21 protein-coding genes are annotated in these 21394 nt (G+C 56.2%); 5 read left to right on the forward strand and 16 right to left on the reverse strand.

Annotated features, from left to right (window positions below):
- Positions 1–180 precede the first annotated feature (180 nt).
- From EYC98_RS15620 to EYC98_RS15630, 3 genes are all read left to right on the forward strand, one after another.
- Positions 181–552, forward strand: coding sequence for a hypothetical protein (locus EYC98_RS15620; protein ID WP_279246306.1), 372 nt, complete (start codon positions 181–183; stop codon positions 550–552).
- Between the two features lie 301 nt (positions 553–853).
- Positions 854–1111, forward strand: coding sequence for a YkgJ family cysteine cluster protein (locus EYC98_RS15625; RefSeq protein ID WP_279246307.1), 258 nt, complete (start codon positions 854–856; stop codon positions 1109–1111).
- Between the two features lie 35 nt (positions 1112–1146).
- The gene (locus tag EYC98_RS15630) at positions 1147–1269 is read left to right on the forward strand and encodes a hypothetical protein (protein WP_279246308.1); all 123 of its coding nucleotides are present in this window, start codon (positions 1147–1149) and stop codon (positions 1267–1269) included.
- A 58-nt stretch (positions 1270–1327) separates the two neighbouring features.
- Here the strand turns inward: EYC98_RS15630 and EYC98_RS15635 are convergent, their stop codons facing one another.
- The 12 genes from EYC98_RS15635 to EYC98_RS15690 form a co-directional block, all read right to left on the reverse strand.
- Positions 1328–2029 (reverse strand): hypothetical protein, encoded by a 702-nt coding sequence (locus EYC98_RS15635; RefSeq protein ID WP_279246309.1) that lies wholly within the window; start codon positions 2027–2029, stop codon positions 1328–1330.
- The gene (locus EYC98_RS15640; RefSeq protein WP_279246310.1) at positions 2029–2694 is read right to left on the reverse strand and encodes a hypothetical protein; all 666 of its coding nucleotides are present in this window, start codon (positions 2692–2694) and stop codon (positions 2029–2031) included. Before EYC98_RS15640 ends, EYC98_RS15635 begins: the two co-directional genes overlap by 1 nt.
- Positions 2695–2696: 2 nt before the next feature.
- Positions 2697–3257 carry a hypothetical protein gene (locus EYC98_RS15645; protein WP_279246311.1) on the reverse strand — a complete coding sequence of 187 codons (561 nt, stop codon included), beginning with the start codon at positions 3255–3257 and terminating at the stop codon, positions 2697–2699.
- Between the two features lie 14 nt (positions 3258–3271).
- A complete protein-coding gene (locus EYC98_RS15650; protein WP_279246312.1) occupies positions 3272–4099 on the reverse strand; it encodes a hypothetical protein in 828 nt (275 codons plus the stop codon).
- A 45-nt stretch (positions 4100–4144) separates the two neighbouring features.
- Entirely contained in the window at positions 4145–5197 is a 1053-nt protein-coding gene (locus tag EYC98_RS15655) for a lytic transglycosylase domain-containing protein (RefSeq protein WP_279246313.1), read from the reverse strand.
- A gap of 10 nt (positions 5198–5207) precedes the next feature.
- Positions 5208–6563: a hypothetical protein gene (locus EYC98_RS15660; protein WP_279246314.1), complete on the reverse strand. Its 1356-nt coding sequence runs from the start codon at positions 6561–6563 to the stop codon at positions 5208–5210.
- Between the two features lie 114 nt (positions 6564–6677).
- A complete protein-coding gene (locus EYC98_RS15665) occupies positions 6678–8114 on the reverse strand; it encodes an ATP-binding protein (RefSeq protein ID WP_279246315.1) in 1437 nt (478 codons plus the stop codon).
- Between the two features lie 3 nt (positions 8115–8117).
- Entirely contained in the window at positions 8118–8804 is a 687-nt protein-coding gene (locus tag EYC98_RS15670; RefSeq protein ID WP_279246316.1) for a response regulator transcription factor, read from the reverse strand.
- Positions 8804–9130, reverse strand: coding sequence for a hypothetical protein (locus EYC98_RS15675; RefSeq protein WP_279246317.1), 327 nt, complete (start codon positions 9128–9130; stop codon positions 8804–8806). Before EYC98_RS15675 ends, EYC98_RS15670 begins: the two co-directional genes overlap by 1 nt.
- On the reverse strand, positions 9108–9836 hold the full coding sequence (locus EYC98_RS15680; RefSeq protein WP_279246318.1) for a glycine zipper 2TM domain-containing protein: 729 nt from the start codon (positions 9834–9836) through the stop codon (positions 9108–9110). The genes EYC98_RS15675 and EYC98_RS15680 overlap by 23 nt, the downstream gene beginning before the upstream one ends.
- Positions 9837–9924: 88 nt before the next feature.
- Positions 9925–10581, reverse strand: a complete 657-nt coding sequence (locus EYC98_RS15685) for a DUF4126 domain-containing protein (protein ID WP_279246319.1) — start codon at positions 10579–10581, stop codon at positions 9925–9927.
- 107 nt (positions 10582–10688) lie between these two features.
- Entirely contained in the window at positions 10689–13859 is a 3171-nt protein-coding gene (locus EYC98_RS15690; RefSeq protein ID WP_279246320.1) for a 3-keto-alpha-glucoside-1,2-lyase-like domain-containing protein, read from the reverse strand.
- A gap of 215 nt (positions 13860–14074) precedes the next feature.
- On the opposite strand from EYC98_RS15690, the gene EYC98_RS15695 reads away from it, so the two are divergent.
- Positions 14075–15349 carry a cytochrome P450 gene (locus EYC98_RS15695; RefSeq protein WP_279246321.1) on the forward strand — a complete coding sequence of 425 codons (1275 nt, stop codon included), beginning with the start codon at positions 14075–14077 and terminating at the stop codon, positions 15347–15349.
- 89 nt (positions 15350–15438) lie between these two features.
- The gene (recQ, locus tag EYC98_RS15700) at positions 15439–17253 is read left to right on the forward strand and encodes a DNA helicase RecQ (protein ID WP_279246322.1); all 1815 of its coding nucleotides are present in this window, start codon (positions 15439–15441) and stop codon (positions 17251–17253) included.
- Here the strand turns inward: recQ and EYC98_RS15705 are convergent.
- The 4 genes from EYC98_RS15705 to EYC98_RS15720 are packed head-to-tail and all read right to left on the reverse strand — an operon-like array spanning position 17244 to position 21186.
- Positions 17244–18182: a sterol desaturase family protein gene (locus EYC98_RS15705; RefSeq protein WP_279246323.1), complete on the reverse strand. Its 939-nt coding sequence runs from the start codon at positions 18180–18182 to the stop codon at positions 17244–17246. The genes recQ and EYC98_RS15705 overlap by 10 nt on opposite strands.
- 4 nt (positions 18183–18186) lie before the next feature.
- On the reverse strand, positions 18187–19461 hold the full coding sequence (locus EYC98_RS15710) for a DSD1 family PLP-dependent enzyme (protein ID WP_279246324.1): 1275 nt from the start codon (positions 19459–19461) through the stop codon (positions 18187–18189).
- The gene (locus EYC98_RS15715; RefSeq protein WP_279246325.1) at positions 19458–20828 is read right to left on the reverse strand and encodes a D-arabinono-1,4-lactone oxidase; all 1371 of its coding nucleotides are present in this window, start codon (positions 20826–20828) and stop codon (positions 19458–19460) included. The genes EYC98_RS15710 and EYC98_RS15715 overlap by 4 nt, the downstream gene beginning before the upstream one ends.
- Before the next feature lies 1 nt (position 20829).
- Positions 20830–21186, reverse strand: a complete 357-nt coding sequence (locus EYC98_RS15720) for a c-type cytochrome (RefSeq protein WP_279246326.1) — start codon at positions 21184–21186, stop codon at positions 20830–20832.
- Between the last annotated feature and the right edge of the window lie 208 nt (positions 21187–21394).

A 21394-nucleotide genomic window follows, 5' to 3' on the forward strand; every position in this document is an offset into this window, starting at 1 on the left:
ATTATTCAGGCTTGGGCGATCTGGCGGTATTCGTTCAATGTCGGAAGCTACTACGTCAAATGACGTAGAGCACACTTGAGTTACGCCAGAAACACGCCCAAGTCCTGGGTTTGCATACTCAAGCGGCGCTGGCTACAGTGGCTGACACCACACTAACAATAATCCAGGATATCCAAGCCCATGCGTATACTGCTTATCATCGTCCTTATAGCCAACGCCCTGTTTGAAGGCCTTGTAGGTTTGCTACTGGTTATTTCTCCAGAGTCTGCCATCACTGATGGCAGTGTCGCCGGCATCACCTTTGCTACTAACTACGGCTTCGCGGCGCTGACGGTGGCCAGCGTGATCGCGTGGTGCTGGAAAGACAAAGATAACCTGCGCACCATGGGTGTGGTACTGGGCATTCTCTCAACCTTCCATAGCGCTCTTACTGTTGCCACCGCGATCAATATGAGCACCACAGGTGAACCTCTGCCGACGATCGTGCACGGCATTATGGCGTTAATGTGCTGGGTTCTGTTTTTCAATCGAAAAAAATGGTGTTCCTCTTGAGCCCAGCGTAGTTACGTGTGAACGCATTCGCTTATGGCACCGGGCTAGTCGCCTGCTTGCTGTTAGCCAGATGTGCCAGCAAGATCAGGAAACCGCGGGGTTATTCCACAAGCCCAAATAGATGCACTAAGAAAAGCAGAATCAACGCATTTCGCGCCAATACGTTAACCTTTGGTGACATCGGGCAAACTGTGTTTTAGTGGTCAAATAGCAGCGAGCTCCAATTCATACTCATATAGCAGACCATACCATTTGGCCTGCGGGGCAAAACCTCAGATTTACATAGAGTTGTGGTCATACTATGGAATGTCGAAAAGGTTGCGGCGCCTGCTGTATCGCCGCTTCAATTAACCACCCGCTACCTGGCATGCCTATGGGCAAGCCTGCGGGCATGGTGTGCGTTAATCTACTTGCGGACTCTAATCTTTGCTCATTGTGGGGTGGCGATGATTACCCCGCTACTTGCCAGAATTTCAAAGCCGAATTGGCGGTATGCGGCAATGACCGTGCCGAGGCCATAGTACTTATCGACAAACTTGAGTTGGCTACTCGTAGCTGACGGCGGGTTCATAAATCCCTGGAAGACAAACTGGAATGAAACTGGCGCATCGAGACATGCGATTGGCGCCAGCAGCCAGAGCCTTCGTGCACCATGCGATGCATGATATCCACTTCAAGGTCACAGCAGTGGCCACCACCCTGGAGTTGATATCATGAACACAGTTTACAGCAGAGTTTTCCCAGCGTTATTCGTCGGCTTATTGCTGCTCAAAGGCTATCTGGTACTGGCTGCCTGATTTTGTGCAGCTTCCAATCGCACTGAAGCGTCAGCCTGAATAACCAGCGCACCTCCGCCAGGACGATTCGCATAGCCACGCAGTTGCTCTTGCAGCTGCGCCGGCAATACGACGCCCCAGTCTGGTTCGGCAGCTCCAGCGACATTACGCAGCCCCTGCCTTAACGCCTCTGGCACAGTGGCCGCCTCCATCCGATGATATTGTGCCGGAGGCTCAGCCTGAATAAACAGAGGTTTACCCCGACTGATCCAGACCTTGTCATTCAGCGTGGCGATAACTTGCACTGACTGCGCTTGCAACAATGCCAACAGCACCTCAGGCGAGTCGAACTCCAGTGTATAGCCAAGTTCCGGGCTAGCCGCTGGGGCGGTCGGCTTGGGTTCCGGAGTAACCGGTAGCCGAAGCGGCTTGCTCGCGTGAGATGCCTGATCCCTCGGAATCCGAGCTACTTCCTTTGCGGGCGGCGGCGATGGACTCAAATCTCTGGAAACTGAGGCGAGAACCTCAGTAACAGAAGCGGTTGCTATCTGCTTCTCTCCCTGCTGCTCCTGAGCGACTGATTGCACCAGCGAAAATATGGCAGCAAGACACAAGCCCAGAATCGCCACAAAGCGCATAACATCTGTCTGCAGTGCCTCCAATTCGCTGTCATGAGAACCTGGTCGCGTCAGTGAGTACATTAGTTTGTCGCCTGCGCTTCGCCGGGAGATAAGCCAGCGGACGCCAACGCACCACTGTGCAGTAACTGTTCTATACGCTGCAAGGCGTCGATACCCTCCGCAAGTCGCTCCTGCTGTGCATGCATATATACCGCGTTCAGCGCCGACCCCAGCCACAGGGTTTTAATCAAACGCATTAAGTACCCGCCCATGCCGCCAACAATGGTGGTGCTCAACGCCAGCAGGATACCGCCGTCAACCAGCCGCTGTAGAACAGAGAAAGCGCTTTCACCAACACCCGCGCCGGGATCACCCAGGCCGTGCAGCAGCGCACCGCGCATACCCACCGCGGTCCAGATAACGCCTACACCAAAAAACAAGGTGGCTGCGAGATCCAGCAGTTGATCCAGGCGCAGTACCTGACTTAACGCTGGCTGATCAACATCCAGCGCCGAGTTAAGTCGCTGCAGCAACACCAGAAAACAGATTAGCAACAGCGCGAAGGGCAGTATCGCCCCCTGCAGATTGAGCTCCGCCAGACTCCACAGAGTCTTTAAGCTCTCGGGCACATTCAAACCAGCGTTGTCAGAAAGCCATCGTGGCAACATTACCAGCACAACAAAACTAGTGCTCAGGCCAGCGACCATACCGCCAAAGAAACTGCGGCTGGCTTTGAATGCAGCCACCGTCACACGTCCTGGGTACAGGCTACTTCGACGGCGTCGAGCACTAACTGTAGATCAGTAAAGTGCTGCTGAGCTTCGCGGAAGCGCTGTTTGTCGTTCAGTATTTCCAGCATACCCTCGCGCTTGAACGCCAACTCGGAGCGCATACCTGCATAGAGCTTGTCTTTCTGACGCAATGAAGAACAGCTGCTGCGAGCCTCATCCTTGACGACATAGAACTCCGGATCAAAGTACTGGCTGAACAGTGCCTGACCTTGCCGCTTGGAGATCACACCCTGATCAATGGTATCGCGCAGCAAACCCGCGAAACGAGCCTCGTTGTCAGGGCCCGGGGAACCCTTGGCGGCACTTAATAACTGATCACGATAGCGTGGATAAGAGTAATGGCAACTGCGATCCTGCAGTTTCTCTCCCACTTCGGCAAACAGGCGATCGACATTACTGGTCTCACTCAGTTCACACTGCTGTGAGACCTGGGTTGGCGTCTGTGAGCAAGCCCCGAGGCCTGCCATTAGTAGTGCCGTAGTTGAGGCTGCGAACAATTTTCTGATTGAATTTTTCATAGTATTCTCCGTGATTATCTAACCAGCAGGTCACTGTAAGTGTCTTGTTGTGGCGGAGTCTCAAGCCCCACCTCCAGAATGTCTTCGCTGCGATCGGTGTCACCCCATAGCAAGGCTTTAACATCAGTGACCGTGGCGCTGATCTGATCGGTAAGTTCACCCCACTCCAATTCCAATACCAGCTCGGTACTCTGGGAACCGATTTCCGCCTCTATCAGATCCAGAAAGTACAGCGACTGCATTGAGTCCAGATAGATCTGTGAAGCGAGTACCGGTAACGCATCAGCCTGGCCACCGCCACGCTTGACCAGCTCGTAGTAGCGCGAAAACATTTTGCTGAGCTTGCCCTGTCGGTTACCGCTGGCACTGACACGCGGAGACATCGCATTACTGGCTGAACGACCTGCGAGGATTCTTTGCACATCACCCGGCGTCATCTTGCGACCGATCTCGGCGCGCAAGCTACCGCCCATCGAGTTAACTGTGTCGTCCAGGGTGGTGCGCATTTGCGGGATGCTCTGCTGCATCACATCAAGCATGTCCTTGTAGCTACCGCGTATGGCCTTGCGCAATTGCACACAACCGACATCCTCACTGTTTTCGCACTGCGTACTTTCATAGGCCTGTTTCTGCTGATCGAGGCGGGTGACGACGGTGTACATGCCGCTTTCCATCTCGCGCGCTGCGCGTGATGTTTCGCTCAGGCTCGCCACCACCGAGGTGGGAAACAGATTGATTTTGGGCCGGCTCGATTCCGCTGACTGTGGCACGGCCTGCGCCAGCGAATGGGTTAGAAACAGGGCCCAGCCACAGGCCACTGCCATTGCTCGTTTATTGAACATGGGGCTTCTCCTTACGTTTATCGTGGTGTGTTTCATAGTGATCTCCTAAAGATAAAAACTCGTATTCTGTGCTCGCGCTGCAACGGCAATACCGCGAGCGGCTATTTGATCCAGCGCAGCCCGCAACTCGGCTTCACTGCGATATTGCAAGATCACCTGATACAGACCCATTTGCGCACTGCGCTGCTGTAGATCAAGACCCGGGACGGCCGCGTCAAGCCAGGCAATAAACTGTTGCGCGCGAAAGGCCTGAGTGAAAGTCATCAGCACCTGCTGACCGCCCGTGGTGTTAGGCCTGACTGGCGCATCACTTGCTGTAGCTTCGCGACCCAGCACCTGCTCAAGGTGACCGTAGATGTATTGGCTGTACCCATTGGCGCCGTCGGGCACCTGTCCCGGCGCGATACGCGAGGGGCCATAATTGTAAGCAGCAAGCATCAGGTGCAGATTACCTGTGTAGCGTTCCTGTAACTCGACTAGATAGCGTGCCCCCGCGTCGACATTGCGACAGGGGTCGAACAGGTCAGCCTGGCGCTCTACACCCAGATGCTGGCTGGTTTGCGGCCAACGAATTTGCATCAGGCCAATAGCCTGACGATTCGAGATGGCAGCTGGATCAAAGCCACTCTCGCCACTGGCTACTGCCAACAGTAGAGTTTGCGGCAGCTGATGCGCCGCTGCAGCTCGCGCAAAACACTCCTGCCAGGGAAAGTCACCGACTGGCTGCAGTGAGGACGCTTCACTGGCGTACTGCGCCCAGCGCTGCTCCATTATTGTGCTGGGGTCGGGCTCAGTAACAAGCGTTTCAACAACGGCCTCAGGCGCTTCTGGCTCTAACGGCGCTAGAGGTACTGGGCCGGGCAATGTCTCACTAGCTGAAGCAGGGGTTGCCGGCGGTATAGGCGCAACCATATCTGCCACAGCATCGTCAGGGACGAACACAATCTGGGAGTCATCCTCCAGTACCACAGCCAATTCTTCGGCTATAGCGGCCACCTCTCCCACCGCAGCTTTTGAGGTTGTGATCAATGACGGGTAATAATTGACCAGCGCCACGGCCATGATGACCCCACCTATAAATCCAATCAAAGTCGACATAGCGATCTCCCTAGTATTCCCAGCGCACATAGTCGGTAACGCTTTGTCCATACTGCGCGTATTGCTCGAAGGCTTTGAGGTCACGAAACCCTGCACAACTGCGGGCACCCAGCAGCGGTGTTGGACGGTGTCGGGCATCTGTCACTCGTAAGCGCCGTAAGATGGTTGCACCTGCGGCAATCACACCCTCTACATTTCCGTAGGCATCGTGTCGGTAGTTGCCGGAACGCGCGATGCAATGATTGAAATGACCGCCGGAGGTAGTCAGCGAATAGGCCATGGGCACAGTGGCTCGATTCTGCAGTTCCAAAGTCAGCAATAAGTCTGCACGCGCTCCGGAGCGATCCTGCTGGGCAGCTTCGACCAGTGCCACTTGAAGATACTCACGGGGGGAGCCAGGCGGCACCGGTAGGGGCTCGGCGTTAAACTCGCGCGGCTCCGCTATGCGCTGCTGCTTGCGTACATCTGTATCCATTGCGCTGGCATTTTTAGGCAACTGGAGATAAGTCACCGCCTGTGCATGGCCCAGATTAACGGAGCCGGGCGCGGCTTCCAGCCAGAGCTGCCAGATACCGTCGCGAAACGGCGTCATGGTTACGCCCAACTGATAGTCAGTACCTGAAGGGCTCACCTCGAGTTCGCGAAACGCGGCCAGCAACTGGGTACTGGCGGCCAAAGTCTCGCGCACGGTGGCGGGTAAGCCTGTGCCCGAAACGGTTTGCAGGCTCAGGCGCTGTTGCACGTGGGGTCTTAATTCACAGGCCAGTTGATAACTCAACTCCGCGGCGGCCTGCTCCACTTGCGCCGGCTGCCAGGGTGCACCGAGACTACCGTCAGCTGCTCCCGTCGCGGCTTGCGCTGCGTATTGGCGTTCACCACGAGACAGCTTGCCGCTCCAGGTCCAGCTCTCGACAATGCGTCCAGCGCTGGCAATCTCTACTAAGGCCAGCTGAACCGTACGCAGCCCACGCTGCCCCGGCATCACCTGCACCCTGAGTCTATAGTCAACATTGGCGGCACTATTACAATGCAAGGCATCAATGCTGGCACCCGTGCCGCGAGGTAAACCCGTAGGCCCCGACAACTCCGCGCTCAGTTGTGGCAGCGCTGACAGGTTTTTGCGCAACACAGTGACAAGCGCAGCGGTCAACGTATCTTCCGCCCCCGCATCCAATTGCAGCTGTGCGCCCTGAAAGCGCGGATGGGTAGCCATTTGGTGGCGCAACTCGGGTATCGCCTTACCACTTAACCATTGTGACAAGGAGCTGGCAGCAGCGGCCTGACCACTACACAGCAGTAGCATGACCGCGGATACGATCATCAAAGCCAGCGGTATCACCCGATACTCTGTTCTCAACCTGCACATCGTATTGCCACCCCTCGCCATCACGTCTCAACATGATTGAAGGATTACACAGGCTTACTGAACGAAAACTGAACGAGTGCGGGAAACTTGACTGGCTGGATCAGGGCGGCGAGATTAGGGCGCTGCTGGCAACTCGCCCGAGGCAGGCTTAAGCGGCAGGCGCACGACAAACATTGCGCCTCCAAGCGGCGAACTCTGCGTGTGCAGGCTACCCCCGTAGGCACTGACTATTTCGACCACGATAGAAAGCCCCAGACCCTGTCCAGCGTTGGCGCTGTCGGCACGGGCCCCGCGACGCAAAATAGCTTGCTCCAGACCTGCCGCTATACCGTCGCCATCATCAGCGACACTGAGCTCCAGACAGCCACCTCCAGCGTCATCGACCAAGTCGGCAGCTACTGCAATACGGTGGCGACAGTATTTCAGCGAGTTTTCAAGAATGGTGCCAAACAGGTCCTGCAGGTCGCGCTCCTCGCCATAGAACAGCGCGCTGTCCGCAACCTGATCAAGGTCAATCATCACCGGCCCCTGTAAATTTAGGTCCGCGCTGCGTCGCGGCAGTCGACTATAAGCGGCGGTGATGCGTTCCAGTACTGGTCGCACCGGCACTGGCTTGCCCAGTATATTCACCGCACGGCCGTCCAGCCGCGCCCGCGCCAGCTCGCCTTCAACAATACCCAACATACGGGTCACCTGCTCATCGACCAGCCCTCGATACGCGTCGCCCTGATCTGAACTATTGCGAATCAGCATGAGTGGGCTTTTCAGCACATGAGTCAGCCGATCCATTGTGTTGCGCACGCGTTCACGGCGTCGGGTCTCACTGGCTAGCAGCAGGTTCAGATTAGCCGTTAACGGCGTCAGTTCAGCGGGGTAGTTATCATCCAGCGTCTCTGCCTCACCCCGCTCGAGCACGGCAATAGATTTGGCCAAACCGCGCAACGGCGACAAACCCCAACGAAACAGCAGTGTCTGTGCTACCAGCAAAAGTGATGCCGCTGCCAAACTTAACCACCAAAGATACTGCTGAAAATTCTTGCGCGCCGCCAGTTCGGGCTGGCGCGACTCGATAATCATAAAGACGCTTTGCGGCCCGCTGCTACCCCAGGCAACCCCTGTCGCATGACAATAGTAAGTCGCACCCAGCCGGCATTCTTCAAAGCGCGTCTCGCCAATAGCGACTTGCAGCAGCGGCGCCAGCGCAGACGCTAGCTCAGCCACGGACTCAGGTGCCTCGGGGATTAACTCAGCCGATGGGCTCTGCCACAACAAGTCACCGCTAACACTCAGAACCAAACCGTAAAGCCCTGAGCGCGGCGCCTGATAACGCGGATCGTCGAGACCCTGAAACTGCCACTGCTGGCCATCCCAATCGGCAGCACGAGCGAGCAGTAGCTGCTGCAAACGCATGCTCTCCTGCTGCGACTGCAACTGATAATTGGCAAAAGCACGATCCAAAAACCAGGCGGTTACTCCCAGAAACAGGGGCAGAATCAACAGACTGGCAATCAGTAGGCGGGCGTGAATCGAAGGCGCTGAAAAGGCAGCCACCTGTCAGTCAGAGTCCCGGAACAAATAACCGCGGCCGCGCACAGTTTCAATCGGTTTAAGGCTGCCATCAGGGTCAAGCTTGCGCTTAACTCTGCCTACCAGGCCCTCAACACTATTGGCGCGCGTATCGGCACCGGGGTCACGCTGATAGCTGTCAGCTATACTCTTCTTCGACTGCACTCTGCCCGCATTGCGCCACAGGTGCTCGACGATTTCATACTCGGCGCGCGTAAACTCAATACGCTCCTCACCGCGATGCACCAGTCTGGCGCGCGTATCCAGCTGCAGGTTGGCAAACTCCAACAACGGCTGATCGAGTTTGGGATCACCCAGTACCCGCCTCAGTACCGCTTCGATATGCGCAAAAAGCTCGGCAAAATACACCGGCTTTTTGAGGTAATCGTCGGCACCCGCTTCCATCGCCTGCACAATACTCTCGACATCATCGCGGGCGGTGAGCACAATAATCGGCAGGGTGTTGCCTGCTTTACGCAGACGCTTGATTAGATCCAGGCCCGACATACCCGGCAACCCCAGGTCGATCACCGCCAGCGTATAGTCAATTTCCTGCGCCTCGAACAAGCCGTCTTCGCCGTTGTTAACAACCTTGGCCACGTAACCACGCTCGGCAAAGCCCTCGGCTAACTGATCCGCCATGCGCAGGTGATCTTCAACAACCAGGAATCGCATCAGTTGGTCCGCCGCACTTTGCCTTTTTTGCTATCAAACTCATACCAGATAATGCGTCCGCCGCGCACCTGAGCCTTAATAGCTTGACGATTTTCACCGGCAGGACGTGACAACAGAATATTAATACAGCCCTGCGTGCGCTCCTGTTTACTGCAGCCTTCCAACTTTTCAATAGCGCGCTGCGCCTGACCCACCTGAGCGGTGGCGGGGATAATGACCGCAAGCCCAAGAGCCAGCCACAAAAGAATGCGGGCTATGTCAGTGACAGCCCGCTGATAGAAGGTTCTCGATAAGGGCCCTGTTTCAGGCCGGCGTAACATTAACATCCAGTTTTACCCATTGTCCCGGATCGTAATCCATACTCGAATAATGTACCTGCCCATTGTAGCGGTAGCCGACTCGGTACTCTACCAGCTCGCGTACCTGCTCCCTGTGCTCGCGCACACGGCATGGCCCATCGACTGTCACGCTGCGATTATAAGCCACATTGCGGCCAATACTGTGGCCTATAGAGGCACCCAGTAAACCGCCAGCGACAGCTGCCACCTGCGGATCGCCATGGATGTCACCGATGCGATGCCCCAGTGCGCCACCAATCACAGCGCCCAAAATGGGTCCGGTGTAATTGACGTTAGCGCCGCTGTAACCTTGTTCACGCAGGCAGGAATGATCACTGACCGGACGCGAGTAACTGCGGTAGACCGGTTTAACGCTCACCACCCGCGCCACATTTGAGCCGTAGCGGTCGCGCTCATAGCGCGAGGCATAGCGTTCGGCCCGACGCTCAGCTTTGCGCTCCGCCTTGAGCCGTGCTGCCCTATCGGCCTTGCGTTCGGCCTTGATTGCCTTTTTGTAATGCTGACGTGCCTCACGCTGGTGATACTTTGCCTGCTTCTCGTAACCCTCGTATTTGGCCTGAATGGCATGTTTGCCCTCATGCTTATCGGGATGATGGCCACCATGAGCCCCAGCCTGGGCCGCGCCCATTGCCAACACACTTACTATCGCTGCTGCTATTAGTTTCTGTTTCATCGTTGTGCTCCTCGTTACTGGAAAACGTCTTTCGTTTGACGCTGAGCACTACTTTAAAACCGCCTCGCTGAACGGAAGCTGAACTGATTCAGGAAATTTCCTTAGCCGGGTTAACAGGAACTTCAAGCGGCTTCTTTTCCACCAGACCCAGCCATTCACCCACGGTGCGGAACACCGTCTTAATCAAACGCCAGAGTTTCGGCAGCATCCAGATCACCATCAACAGAAACACGATAAGGAAACCCAGGAAGACCAATGGATAATTAAGCGCCGCCCAGAGCCCGCCAAACACCATGAAATCCTCTGTGAATGAAGCGCCCCAATTGGTGAAAGGCTCCGGTGAGGTGTTAATCAATAAGCGACTCCCGGCCTTGGTAGCGTGACTGGTGGCGGCTAAACCGCCACCAAGGATGCCCGCACTGATTTCAATGGCCGGAGTCACATCACCTACCGACCCGGCTGCCAGCAAGGCTCCAGCGGGTATCCTGACAAAGGTATGCAGGGTATCCCAGGCACTGTCTACTCCAGGAATCTTGTCGGCGAAAAACTCAACCGCATACATAAGACCGGCAGCGCCAATGACCAGAGGGTTCTGCAACACTTCCAAAGCGGGTGGCAGCTCGATATTGCCAGTCGCGCCGCCCAGACCCAAAACCAGTAATGCGGCATACAAGTTAATGCCACTGGCCCAGGAGGCACCCATCGTCAACGCCAATGTAGCTAGCAGTGCGTCATAATTTTCCATCGTCTGTGTCCTCAGTAACTTTAGATAAGGGCGCTACGGCACCCTTGAGACACACTAAGGCGTCTTCCTGAACAGATGCTGAATGAACCCTGATGCATCCCGCCAACTCATTGTAGTTTGCGCACCTTGATATTCCGGTACCACACCGGGTCGCCATGATCCTGCAGCACAATATAACCGGTGTCAGCCAGGCCAAAGTCAGGCATTTCAGTAAACTTGCTCGCCGCCAACAGACTATCCCACTGCTCACCACCGCGTTCAATGGCAACCACCCGCACCCCGTTAAGCCAGTGTTCGATCTGGTTATCCTGCACCCGCAGCAATATGTGGTTCCACTCACCGGGTGGCTTCACCGTTTCCGGGTCCGCCGCCAGCAGATCATAGAGGTCACCGGCTCGATGGGTGGTTATCGCACCATCAGGATGACCCTCATTGTCCAGCACCTGCATCTCCAGACCGGTTTCCCAGGGTGAATTGTGCGCTTCATCGGCCACCAGATAGAAAATGCCACTGTTGCCATTAACGCCGATTTTCCACTCCAGACTGAGTTCAAAATTTTTGAATTTCTCGGTGGCATAAATCAGGTCGCCACTACCGGCACCAGAAATGGCAGCCCACACCATGCGCCACCACGGGAACCAATCACCGGGCTGCAACTCGAGCATGCCATCGTTAATCACCCAACCACCAACCTCGCCTGGTTGACCGCCGTAATTGCGCCAGCCGCCAAAGTTACTGCCGTCAAACAAAGACTGCCACTGGGAGTGAGTATCGGAAAGCGCTATAACATCACTGGCCTGCGGAATGGCGTTGAGCGTGTACCATCCTTCGCTGATCCAGAGCTTTTCCCCACTAACCGAGATCAATCGCGGGTTCAGCCTCAAATAAACCACATACCCGGGCTTTAACTGGGGGATAACGGCGCGCAGCTGGAGTCTGTCTGCGCTCAATTGCAGCTCGCTGACCGGGAGTTCGTGGGCATCGTATTTCGGTCCGCCATACTGCTCATTGGGAAAGTAGAACCATTGACGCGCGATCAGATCCGCTGCCACGGGCTGCAGGTCTTGCGCCAGCGGTTCAGTCAGGGTCAGGGTAAAGCCATCCGAGTTGGCCTCAATGCTGAGAATTTCATACGCGGGCTGGCCCTGATAGGTAAGGCGTTCCAGCCCATGCCAGACTTTACCAATCTCACCCCAGTTGGGCGGGTTGCCCAATTCACCCACGTAGATCGAGCCATCCGGACCCCGTTCCAACCGATTCACATTACCCTGGAGCCCCCCACTAAAGTGGAATGCAGCGCCCTGTAGCTGGCCATCAACTGACTCCATAAAGACACGCTTAATGCCACCGTTAGTGACATCGCCATGAATCATTTGCCCGCGATAAGGTCCCTCATTAAGCAGCAATGGCTGGGACGGTGAGTTACCGATTTCATCTTGTGGCAACCAGACGACTGGCGGTTGCTCGCGCAGCTCCATCACGCCCGCATCCGGTACCACTCTGGAGCCATAAAAACCTCCCGGCTGAACGTGCACTAATTTATTGGCCGGTAGCCAGTCGCCCTGGTTATCCGTGACAAACAGTTCATCGTCCGGTCCTAGCCCAATACCGTTGGGCGTTCGAAAACCCGAGGCAATAATGCGGGCTGAGCCATCTTCCAGCGCAATTTCCAGCAACTTACCCTGAGTGGGCAGCTGCTCTGGGCAGCTGGCACCACCGGGCAGCACGCACACCGACAGCAATGCATAGAGTTTGCCGTCCTTATGCACCAGGCCGAAGGCAAACGAGTGAAAGTTGGCACTGGTCGGCCAGTCTCGCGACACTACCCGGTACTCATCAATAATCTCGTCACCGTCATGATCAATCAGCTGCGTCAGTTCCTGCTTCTGCAGCACGTACAGTGAGCTATCGACTACCGCCACTCCCAGCGGCTCATGCAAACCCTCGGCGATACGCAGCGGAGGCTCGACACCGCTGGGGTCGATCAAAAAGACGCCGCCATCGAGATCCCAGCTGGCTACCACCAACTTGCCATCGCTGCGAAAACCCATGCCCCCGACCTTGGGCTCAAATCCCTCTGGCAACAGGCCCTCCAGCTTGAATGCCGGGTGCACAGACTGCAAGAATGGATTGATATCGTAGTCACGGGTGGCAGCATAGGGCTCACCGCTAGCGTCCATAGGAACGTTCTGCGCGACACCCGGATCCGGGCGACTAAGGATGTAGGTCACTGCCGCCCGAGCATCCTCTGGCGATATTTGCGGATGCGGCGTCATCTGCAACTTACCCCATTTCCCGCCGCCACCCTGAATGACGCTATCCGCCAGTGCTGTAACTGACTCCTCTTGCACGTAGCCGCGATAGCGACCTGCGATCCGGGTCCAGGCCGGCCCAGTCACCTGATGCTGTTCGGCATGGCAACTGAGGCAGTCGCTGTCTGCAATCACCTGTTTGCCGCGTTCATTAACACCGCTATCCACTTCAATACGACGCTGAAATTCGCGCTCAGGAATCGGCGTAGTCTGCGTCAGTAGCACCAAAGTATCAGCACCCGCTAGCTGTAAAGGTCCCTCGCCGTTGCGATACCAGGCCTGCAGCTCAGGTGAACCCTCCTCTACACGAAACTGGCGCAACAGGCTTAGGCCTTCAGCGCCCCGTGACAATTCCGGGTATTCCACCAGTTGCAGCCGGGCTGCGGCAGACGCAAGGCTAAAGCGCAATCCGGCCGTTTTACGATCCACACCGTATTCATGGCCCAGATAGGTGGCCTTCGCTGGCTGCGCGGTGACGGCAGAAGCGCCCAGATACCACTGTGTTGGCTGCTCTTGTCTCAGGTACCAAACGCCCCGCGACTCGGGCTGCGGACCATGGCGATAGTCGTAGGTAGCACCCTGAAACAACAGTTCGCCCTGCCAAACCTGGTACAGCGACACGGTACTGGTGTCATAAGCCGCCCAGATACCTGGCGCCAGGGCAAAACTGAGCATACGCGGACGTGCATCTAGATTACTACGTACCACCCAGGGCGCATGCCCCCGCCCCTCGACCAGGCTGCGGCCATAGCCGGGGTCAGTTGCCATCTCGGCGCTGCCGCCCAACTCTGCTGCAATAATGGACCAAACCGCGGCCGGTCCATGCTTTGAGCCGACCTCAACCAGATAGTCAAAATCGCTGCGGGTCATCAGGCGCGCCTGCCAGACATACAGGCTGACCAATAAGGTCAGCACGACCAATAGCGCTGGAACGTAGATCAAAAACAGTTTTCCGAGGAATTTCATAGATTATTCTTATCCTTTTATCCTACTCGGCGATAGTAGTCGGGATGCGACAGCACGGCAAACGGACACCGCGGCTACAGACTTGAATAGTGCCTCTATACTGACCTGCAGAAACGCCCGGTAACCGGCGGCAGAAATACATACAATCAATCCTGTTTTTTTTGTTATCATCGCTTGCCTGAACGACAATAAACACATAACAAGGGAGAAGAATCATGTCTGCAGATACGGCAGCCGCGAAAAGCCTGGCGGAAATGAAGTTACTGGACCCGGAGGCTCTCAAGTGCCCCTACCACTACGACAAGACACTGCGCGAGCAGGCACCGGTCTATCAGGACCCGGAAACTGGCGCGTATATCGTTTCCACCTACAATCTGGTCCGCGAAGTTCACAAGGCCAAAGATGTCTTCTCTAATGAGTTCACACTGGCACTGGGGTCTTCCCGCAAAATAGACGACGACGTCGTGGCGGAGATGCGCAATACCTATGATATCGGCAAGGGCACACTGCTTACCGTCGACGACCCGGAGCACGGCTTTTACCGTGACGCGGTCAAAGACTTCTTCCTGGCTGACAATGTTGCTCAGTACGCCCCCTGGATTCGCGAAAAAGCTAACGCTCTGGCTGACAAGTTAGAACAGAAAGAGTCTGCCAACTTTGTCGAGGAATTCGCTAGACCCCTGCCGCTATCCGTCATCATGCACGTGCTGGGTATGCCGGAAGAAATATTCGATCAGGCCTTCCAGTGGACTGTCGATAACGTGGCACTGCTATCCCAGATCGCTGACAAAGACGCCCTGATTGCAGCTCAAAAAGGCGTAGCAGCAGAATACGAATGGTTTGTCAGCGCACTCAATGAGCGTCGCGGTAACTCCCAAGGAGATCTGCTGTCATTGGTGGCCAACGCTCGCTACAAAGATGACGATGGTGATCGCGAAATGACCATTGAGGAACAAATCTCTTACTGCACCCAGTTTCTGGTAGCCGGTAACGAAACCACTACCGCCACCCTCGCAGAAGGTTTTCGTCAGCTGTGCATGCACCCTGAGCAGGAAGCCATGATTCGCGCTGACCGCTCATTGATACCTAATCTGGTAGAGGAAACTCTGCGCCTGGCCAGCCCCACCTCCAATATGTGGCGCGTTAGCAAAACCGACTATGAGCTGGGTGGGGTCAACATACCCGCGGGATCCATGGTGCTACTGAAATACTTCTCCTCCAACCATGACGAGACCATGTTCGAAGATCCCATGGCATTCGATGTAAACCGCAAGAACGTGCGCCGTCACATCAGCTTCGGTTTCGGCACTCATGTTTGTATTGGTCAGCATTTATCCAAGCTGGAAATGATCATCGGCTGGGAAGTCTTGTTTGAGAGATTCGACAATTTTCAGCTGGCGGTCGGCCTTGATGACCTTGAATATATGCCCAACGTGCTGTTACGCGGCCTGGAAGAAGTACCCGTCACCTACAAAAAAGTCGGCGGCTAATTCCACAGGGCGGCTTAGCCGCCCTTTTTTTTCGATCAATCTTCCCGGATTTACCCCCCGCTTGGCGCGCATCAGGTAAACTGCCGCCGATGAACAGCGCCCGCGACATTCTCCAATCGACTTTTGGCTACGACGACTTTCGACCGCCGCAAGCCGAAATCATTGATACTGTGATCAACGGCGGTGACGCGATGGTGCTTATGCCAACCGGTGGTGGCAAATCTCTGTGTTATCAGATACCCGCGCTAGCCCGTTCAGGCTGCGGTGTTGTCATATCGCCGCTCATCGCGCTGATGCAGGATCAGGTCAATGCCCTGCGCGAACTCGGCGTGCGGGCCAGCTTTCTCAACTCCACTCTGGACGCTAACACCGCACGAGACATCGAACAGAGCCTACTCAATGGCGAGCTGGACCTGCTCTATATTGCGCCCGAGCGGCTCAACCAGCCCCGCACTATGGATCTGCTGCAGCGCACCAGCCTGTCGCTGTTCGCCATCGATGAGGCCCACTGTGTGTCGCAGTGGGGCCACGACTTTCGCGCTGACTATCTGCGCCTGAGCCTGCTGCACGAGCAGTTTCCGACAGTGCCGCGTATCGCCCTGACCGCCACCGCCGATGCCCGCACTCAGGAAGAGATAAAACTGCGCTTGCAACTGCAGGATGCGGCCTACTTCTGCGCTGGTTTTGATCGCCCCAATATTCGCTACCACATTGCACTCAAGCACAATCCGCGCCAGCAGCTGTTGCAGTTTCTGCGCCAGGAACATGAAAAAGATGCCGGCATTGTGTACTGCCTGTCACGCAAGAAAGTGGACGACACCGCAGCCTGGCTAGCGCAACAGGGCTTTAATGCTCTGCCCTATCACGCTGGCCTCGACGCCTCGGTGCGCGCCGATCATCAAGCGCGCTTTCTGCGAGAGGAGTCAGTCATCATTGTGGCTACCATCGCCTTCGGTATGGGTATCGACAAACCCGACGTCCGCTTTGTTGCCCATCTGGACATGCCCAAGACCGTCGAGTCCTATTATCAGGAAACCGGTCGTGCCGGTCGTGATGGCGCACCCGCAGACGCCTGGATGATTTACGGACTGCAGGATGTCATCAAACTGCGGCAGATGATGGGGGAGTCACAAGGTAGCGAGGAACATAAACGCGCCGAGCAACATCGACTCAATGCCATGCTAGGACTCTGTGAAATCACCACTTGCCGCCGTCAGGCGCTGCTGGCCTACTTCGATGACCGTCCCGAAGCCGCCTGCGGCAACTGCGATACCTGCCTGCAGCCGGTGGCGACCTGGGACGGCACCGAAGCCGCGCGCATGGCACTCAGCGCCGCCTGGCGTACCGGGCAGCGATTCGGGGTCAACCATCTGATTGACGTACTACGCGGCGCCGAGACCGACAAAATCTTTCAATGCGACCACCACCAGCTGCCCACCTATGGCGTGGGCAAAGAGCTGGATGCCAACCAGTGGCGCTCCGTCTACCGTCAACTGGTAGCGCGGGGGTTTCTCACGGTCGACCTGGAACGGTTCGGAGCGCTGCGCCTGGAAGAGGCCTGCCGTCCGGTATTACGCGGCGAACAAAACGTCGAGCTGCGCAAAGACGTCAAGCTCAAAGCCAGTAAGCAACGCACGCGCACCCAGCTGCCCGAAGATCTGGATATCACCTTGTGGGAGGCTTTGCGCGATCGCAGACGTGAGCTGGCAGAGGCGCAGGGCGTTCCACCCTACGTGATCTTCCACGATCGTACCCTGCAAGAGATGTGTCAGGCAGTGCCGCAGAATTTAATGCAGTTTGGGCGCCTCAGCGGTGTTGGCGAACGCAAGCTGGAAAAGTACGGTGACGAGTTCCTGGCGGTGATCAACGCCCATCTGGAGCCCGGCGGTGCGGCTCAGGCCTGAGGCGTCTCGCTGTCGGCCTTGATCCGGCGCCAGCGCAACGGTGCGACAATTTGCGCCCACCAGGTCATCGGGAACGCTGCCAGGCCAGTCATGCCAATATCTTCCGGCGGTGCTTTATCAGCCGGCAGGTGACGGGTCCCGAACACCCAGTCCCAGACACTCACCGTCTGCCCATAATTGCTATTGGACTCCACTATCGTGCGGGAGTGATGCCAACGGTGCAGTTCCGCCATGCTAAAGAACCAGTTCAGCGGCCCCAGCCGCAGCTGCAAATTGCCGTGCTGAAATATGCCGTGCAGGGCGGTGATCAGCGTGAAATACGCCAGCAGCATCTCACTGGCGCCCAGCGCTACCAATAACATCAGCGAGGGCACAAAGGTCAGCAGCGAATCGATCGGGTGAAAGCGCCCGGCGTTGAGCCAATAAAGACGCGGCGCGCTGTGATGCACGGCATGAAAGCGCCACAGAAAGTCCCACTGGTGTTCCCAGCGATGAATCCAATAACCGGGTATTTCGCCGATCAGCAGCACCATGACAATCTGTAACAATAGCGGCCATTCATGAGGCCAAATACTGGCGCCATACTCAGCAGACAGGTAACCACCGATTACTACGCCCGTCGCCGTCAACAAGGGGGTCACCAAACCCAGCAATACGGCGATACTGACCGCATGCGTAGCATCAACCCGGATATCGGCACGGCTGATATTCCAGCTGCGGTGATAGGGGTATATATGCTCAAAAATAGCCACTACGATAAACCCACCAAACTGCGGCCCCAGAATAGCCAAGGCTGGCTCTACCCCATTGCCCATCAACCACCAGGCTATGGCAACGGCAGCCGTCATTACCACGGGAAAGATACCGTATTGAAACAGCCGTGGTGCGATCACGTTTGCGCTGGCTGCTGGTGCTGATCCTTGTGACACTGAATCAGGCACCCTGGCTAAACACCGGCCATTGCTCGGTAATACTGCCCTGGTCATACACGGCGATATCACCAAACTGTAAAAACACGTGCTCGCTTTGGGTCGGTCGCAAAAACACCCAGTCGTCTGGCTGCAGGTCGATGCTGTTACTACCCATCAACATTTCCTGATTAGTGCTGCGCCCGTACAGGCTATTATTAGCGAGCCCCGCCGGTGACTCCGGCCGCGCCTTCCAATAGCCTCCATAGATGAAGAATGCCTGCGCAGCATTGGGGTTGAGCCAGCGCTGCACCCTAGCCAACGACTCAACGCCCGGCACCTGCGCCGAGGGCAGCGACTTAATCACTGGGGTGGCAATAAACGCCGCTGGTTGATGTTCGGCCAGCGAGTCGAGATCAAAATCCGTCGGTTTAACCAGAGCTGATCCCGCCGATAACTCGGTAGCCACCTGTTTCCCGTCGTAATACTGATAGGTTGGGCTTCCCGCCGCGTTCAGCGTGGTGTCCGCCAAAGACCTTTTCAGCTCGCCCTCGGCAATCGCCAACAGCTCGCGATAACGTTGCTGAGCCGAACTGAAGGCAGCGTCAGGACCACCCAATAATCCGGGCATTTTTGCGACATGGGGCTCGTATCCCATCAAACCGCCCAATTCCAGCCAGGGAGATTGCTCCAATATCCGCAGGGCGGTTACCAGACTTTGCTCATCGGCAAAGCCACCCCGATGCAGACCCACATCCAGCTCGAGATTAATGCGCATAGGCTCATCGAGTTGTTGAGCCAGCTCGTGATATTGCTGCATCCGCTGCGGCGAATCTACTAGCCACTGCAATTGTCGGCGCGGCTCAAACCTATTGCCGCGGTGCTGCTGATAAAAACTCGCCGCAGCCGCTACTGGCATAGGTTTACCCAGCAACAGATCACTGCCGGGCATTTCCCGCGCGATAAGGTTCAGAAACGGCTGATGAAACACCATCAGGCGCTGAGTCCCGGTATGCTGCATCACTGTATCCAGTAACGGCAGCGAAGGCAGCGACTTGGCGACCACGCGATAGTCATAACGACCCTGCAGTCGCTGTTTGATAATATCCGCATTGGCCAACAACCGCTGCCGATCAATCACCAGTGTTGGCCGTGCCAGACCCGCGCCATCGAGAGCCGCCGAGAGTTGGCGAAAATACGCGTTATGGTTGGCGCCGCGATCGCGCCAACTACCCAAGCCAAACATCAGACCAGCGCCGCCCACGGCCAAGCCACCAGCCAGCAGCTGCCGGCGTTTCATGTTCGCCCACCAAACAACTGCGCCAAATACGTATTAAGGAATTTGCCTGCGGGGTCGAGTTCGTTTCGCACTCGCTTGAAATCGCCCCAGTGCGGATACAACTCGGCAAAATCATTGGCCGTCAGCGTATTAATCTTACCCCAGTGCGGGCGACCGCCATACTTGCGGAAAATGGGTTCGATGGCTGCGAAATACTCGCGGTAATCCTCTTCAAAAAATCGATGCACAGCAATCGACATACAGTCGCGCTGATAAAAAGGGCTCAACCACACGTCATCTCCCTTAACGTAGCGGACTTCTATGGGGAAAAACACATCGCGATGACCGCTCTCCAGAACCTCACGCACCTCACGCAGGGCCGCCAGCCCATTTTCACGTGGCAGATGATATTCCATCTCGTTAAAACGTACGTTGCGCTCACTGGCATAGTTGAGCCAGGACGCTTCCACCACCACTTCTTTATCCATGGTTGCCGCAATCGCTTTGATCGGTAATCCGCGCAGTACATCCGACCACCCGAGGTAGTCGCGAATCAACTTCAGATCATTCACCGCTTCGTTAGCATCATGGATCGGCGTCGAGTGCTTTTCTTCGTCGGTAACATCGTGTGTATGTAAAAAGCAGCGTTCGGAAAACGGGATGTAATAAAATTCAAAGTTGCGATGCGCTGAGGCCAGTGCATCTGCCTGCTCCATGGTCTCTTCCCAGTCTGCGATCCAGGATTCGCGACGCGAGCGATAGGGGGAGGTATTCTGCAAGCGGATTTTACTGAGCACACCCAATGCACCCAGCGAAAGACGCGCCGCTTCAAACACTTCTGGATTAGCCTGAGCGTCGCACCAAAGTGCTTCTCCGTTCGCGGTAATCAATTCCAGGCCGGTGACAAAGGCCGGTAGACCGGTAATCTCAGCACCGGTGCCATGAGTACCAGTGGCCAGTGCACCAGCCAACACCTGTTCGTCGATATCCGGCATATTAATCAACGCCTGGCCCACCTCATGCAGCGGACCACCCATAGCCGACAACTGAGTGCCTGCGTAAAAGGTGGCCTGTTGCGTATCGGCATCATGATCAATGAGACCGCTGATGCGAGCCAGCGACAAAATATCGCCGTCGGTTGGCACCAGTGCGGTAAAGGAATGCCCCGCACCTACCGGCCGCAGCGGACCCGCGCTGTCGCGGATGACTTGCTGCATCTCTGCCACACTAGCCGGTGCCAACCGAGCGCGCGGCTGGCATGACTGCGAACCGGACCAGTTGCGCCAGCCTATAGGTTTACGCGCTGCCGCCGCCCACTGCGGGCCGACCGCACTCGCTGCCGCCGCTGCGGCCAGTATTTTGAGAAACTGACGCCGTGGCTGAGTCATCTCAGGAGCCACTCATGTACTTAATCAGCGCAATAAAATCCTCTTCCTCGCAATCAAAACACATACCCATGGCTGGCATACCCTGAAAGCTATTGATGGTGTGATCCAGCAGCACATCCATACCCTGCGCCAAGCGCGGTTCCCAGGCCACAGTGTCGCCAGTCAACGGCGCTCGTCCCTGGCCCTTGGCATGACAGCTACGGCAGGAGCGATTGTAAATAGCGACGACTTCCGGCGCTCCGGACGGCTCGACAAAGCCGGGCTTGGCTGCTGATTGCGTTGCTTGCCCTCCGTTCTCAGCCGAACAGCCGACTAAGGTAAAGGCAACAGCAAAAAACAAAACTTGAAGTTTGGACATGGAATACACCGTCAATATCAGGAAGCCAAAAGTATACTCGGATGCAGCGTCGCGGGCACCCCCTGAGCCCAGTCAGGCTCGAGGTAGAAACTCTTATACCGTTAGCATCCAATGAGTGACATAGAAGTGCATTATTTGCCGCAAAATGAGCGTTAGGCTATGATCGAAAACCAATGCGGTTGCAATGTTTTTAGTTTAACGGGCAGCC

It is taken from the genome of Candidatus Litorirhabdus singularis (assembly GCF_026262625.1).
In the GTDB taxonomy this organism is placed as follows: Bacteria; Pseudomonadota; Gammaproteobacteria; order Pseudomonadales; family Halieaceae; genus Litorirhabdus; species Litorirhabdus singularis.

Coding starts and splice junctions, on each gene's coding strand:
- EYC98_RS15625 (WP_279246307.1), top strand. CDS start 854: ATGGAATGTCGAAAAGGTTGCGGCGCCTGCTGTATCGCCGCTTCAATT.
- EYC98_RS15630 (WP_279246308.1), top strand. CDS start 1,147: ATGAAACTGGCGCATCGAGACATGCGATTGGCGCCAGCAGCCAGAGCC.
- EYC98_RS15710 (WP_279246324.1), bottom strand. CDS start 19,461: ATGAAACGCCGGCAGCTGCTGGCTGGTGGCTTGGCCGTGGGCGGCGCT.
- EYC98_RS15655 (WP_279246313.1), bottom strand. CDS start 5,197: ATGTCGACTTTGATTGGATTTATAGGTGGGGTCATCATGGCCGTGGCG.
- EYC98_RS15635 (WP_279246309.1), bottom strand. CDS start 2,029: ATGTACTCACTGACGCGACCAGGTTCTCATGACAGCGAATTGGAGGCA.
- EYC98_RS15680 (WP_279246318.1), bottom strand. CDS start 9,836: ATGAAACAGAAACTAATAGCAGCAGCGATAGTAAGTGTGTTGGCAATG.
- EYC98_RS15690 (WP_279246320.1), bottom strand. CDS start 13,859: ATGAAATTCCTCGGAAAACTGTTTTTGATCTACGTTCCAGCGCTATTG.
- EYC98_RS15670 (WP_279246316.1), bottom strand. CDS start 8,804: ATGCGATTCCTGGTTGTTGAAGATCACCTGCGCATGGCGGATCAGTTA.
- EYC98_RS15715 (WP_279246325.1), bottom strand. CDS start 20,828: ATGACTCAGCCACGGCGTCAGTTTCTCAAAATACTGGCCGCAGCGGCG.
- recQ (WP_279246322.1), top strand. CDS start 15,439: ATGAACAGCGCCCGCGACATTCTCCAATCGACTTTTGGCTACGACGAC.
- EYC98_RS15645 (WP_279246311.1), bottom strand. CDS start 3,257: ATGAAAAATTCAATCAGAAAATTGTTCGCAGCCTCAACTACGGCACTA.
- EYC98_RS15650 (WP_279246312.1), bottom strand. CDS start 4,099: ATGTTCAATAAACGAGCAATGGCAGTGGCCTGTGGCTGGGCCCTGTTT.
- EYC98_RS15720 (WP_279246326.1), bottom strand. CDS start 21,186: ATGTCCAAACTTCAAGTTTTGTTTTTTGCTGTTGCCTTTACCTTAGTC.
- EYC98_RS15685 (WP_279246319.1), bottom strand. CDS start 10,581: ATGGAAAATTATGACGCACTGCTAGCTACATTGGCGTTGACGATGGGT.
- EYC98_RS15675 (WP_279246317.1), bottom strand. CDS start 9,130: ATGTTAATGTTACGCCGGCCTGAAACAGGGCCCTTATCGAGAACCTTC.
- EYC98_RS15620 (WP_279246306.1), top strand. CDS start 181: ATGCGTATACTGCTTATCATCGTCCTTATAGCCAACGCCCTGTTTGAA.
- EYC98_RS15695 (WP_279246321.1), top strand. CDS start 14,075: ATGTCTGCAGATACGGCAGCCGCGAAAAGCCTGGCGGAAATGAAGTTA.
- EYC98_RS15660 (WP_279246314.1), bottom strand. CDS start 6,563: ATGTGCAGGTTGAGAACAGAGTATCGGGTGATACCGCTGGCTTTGATG.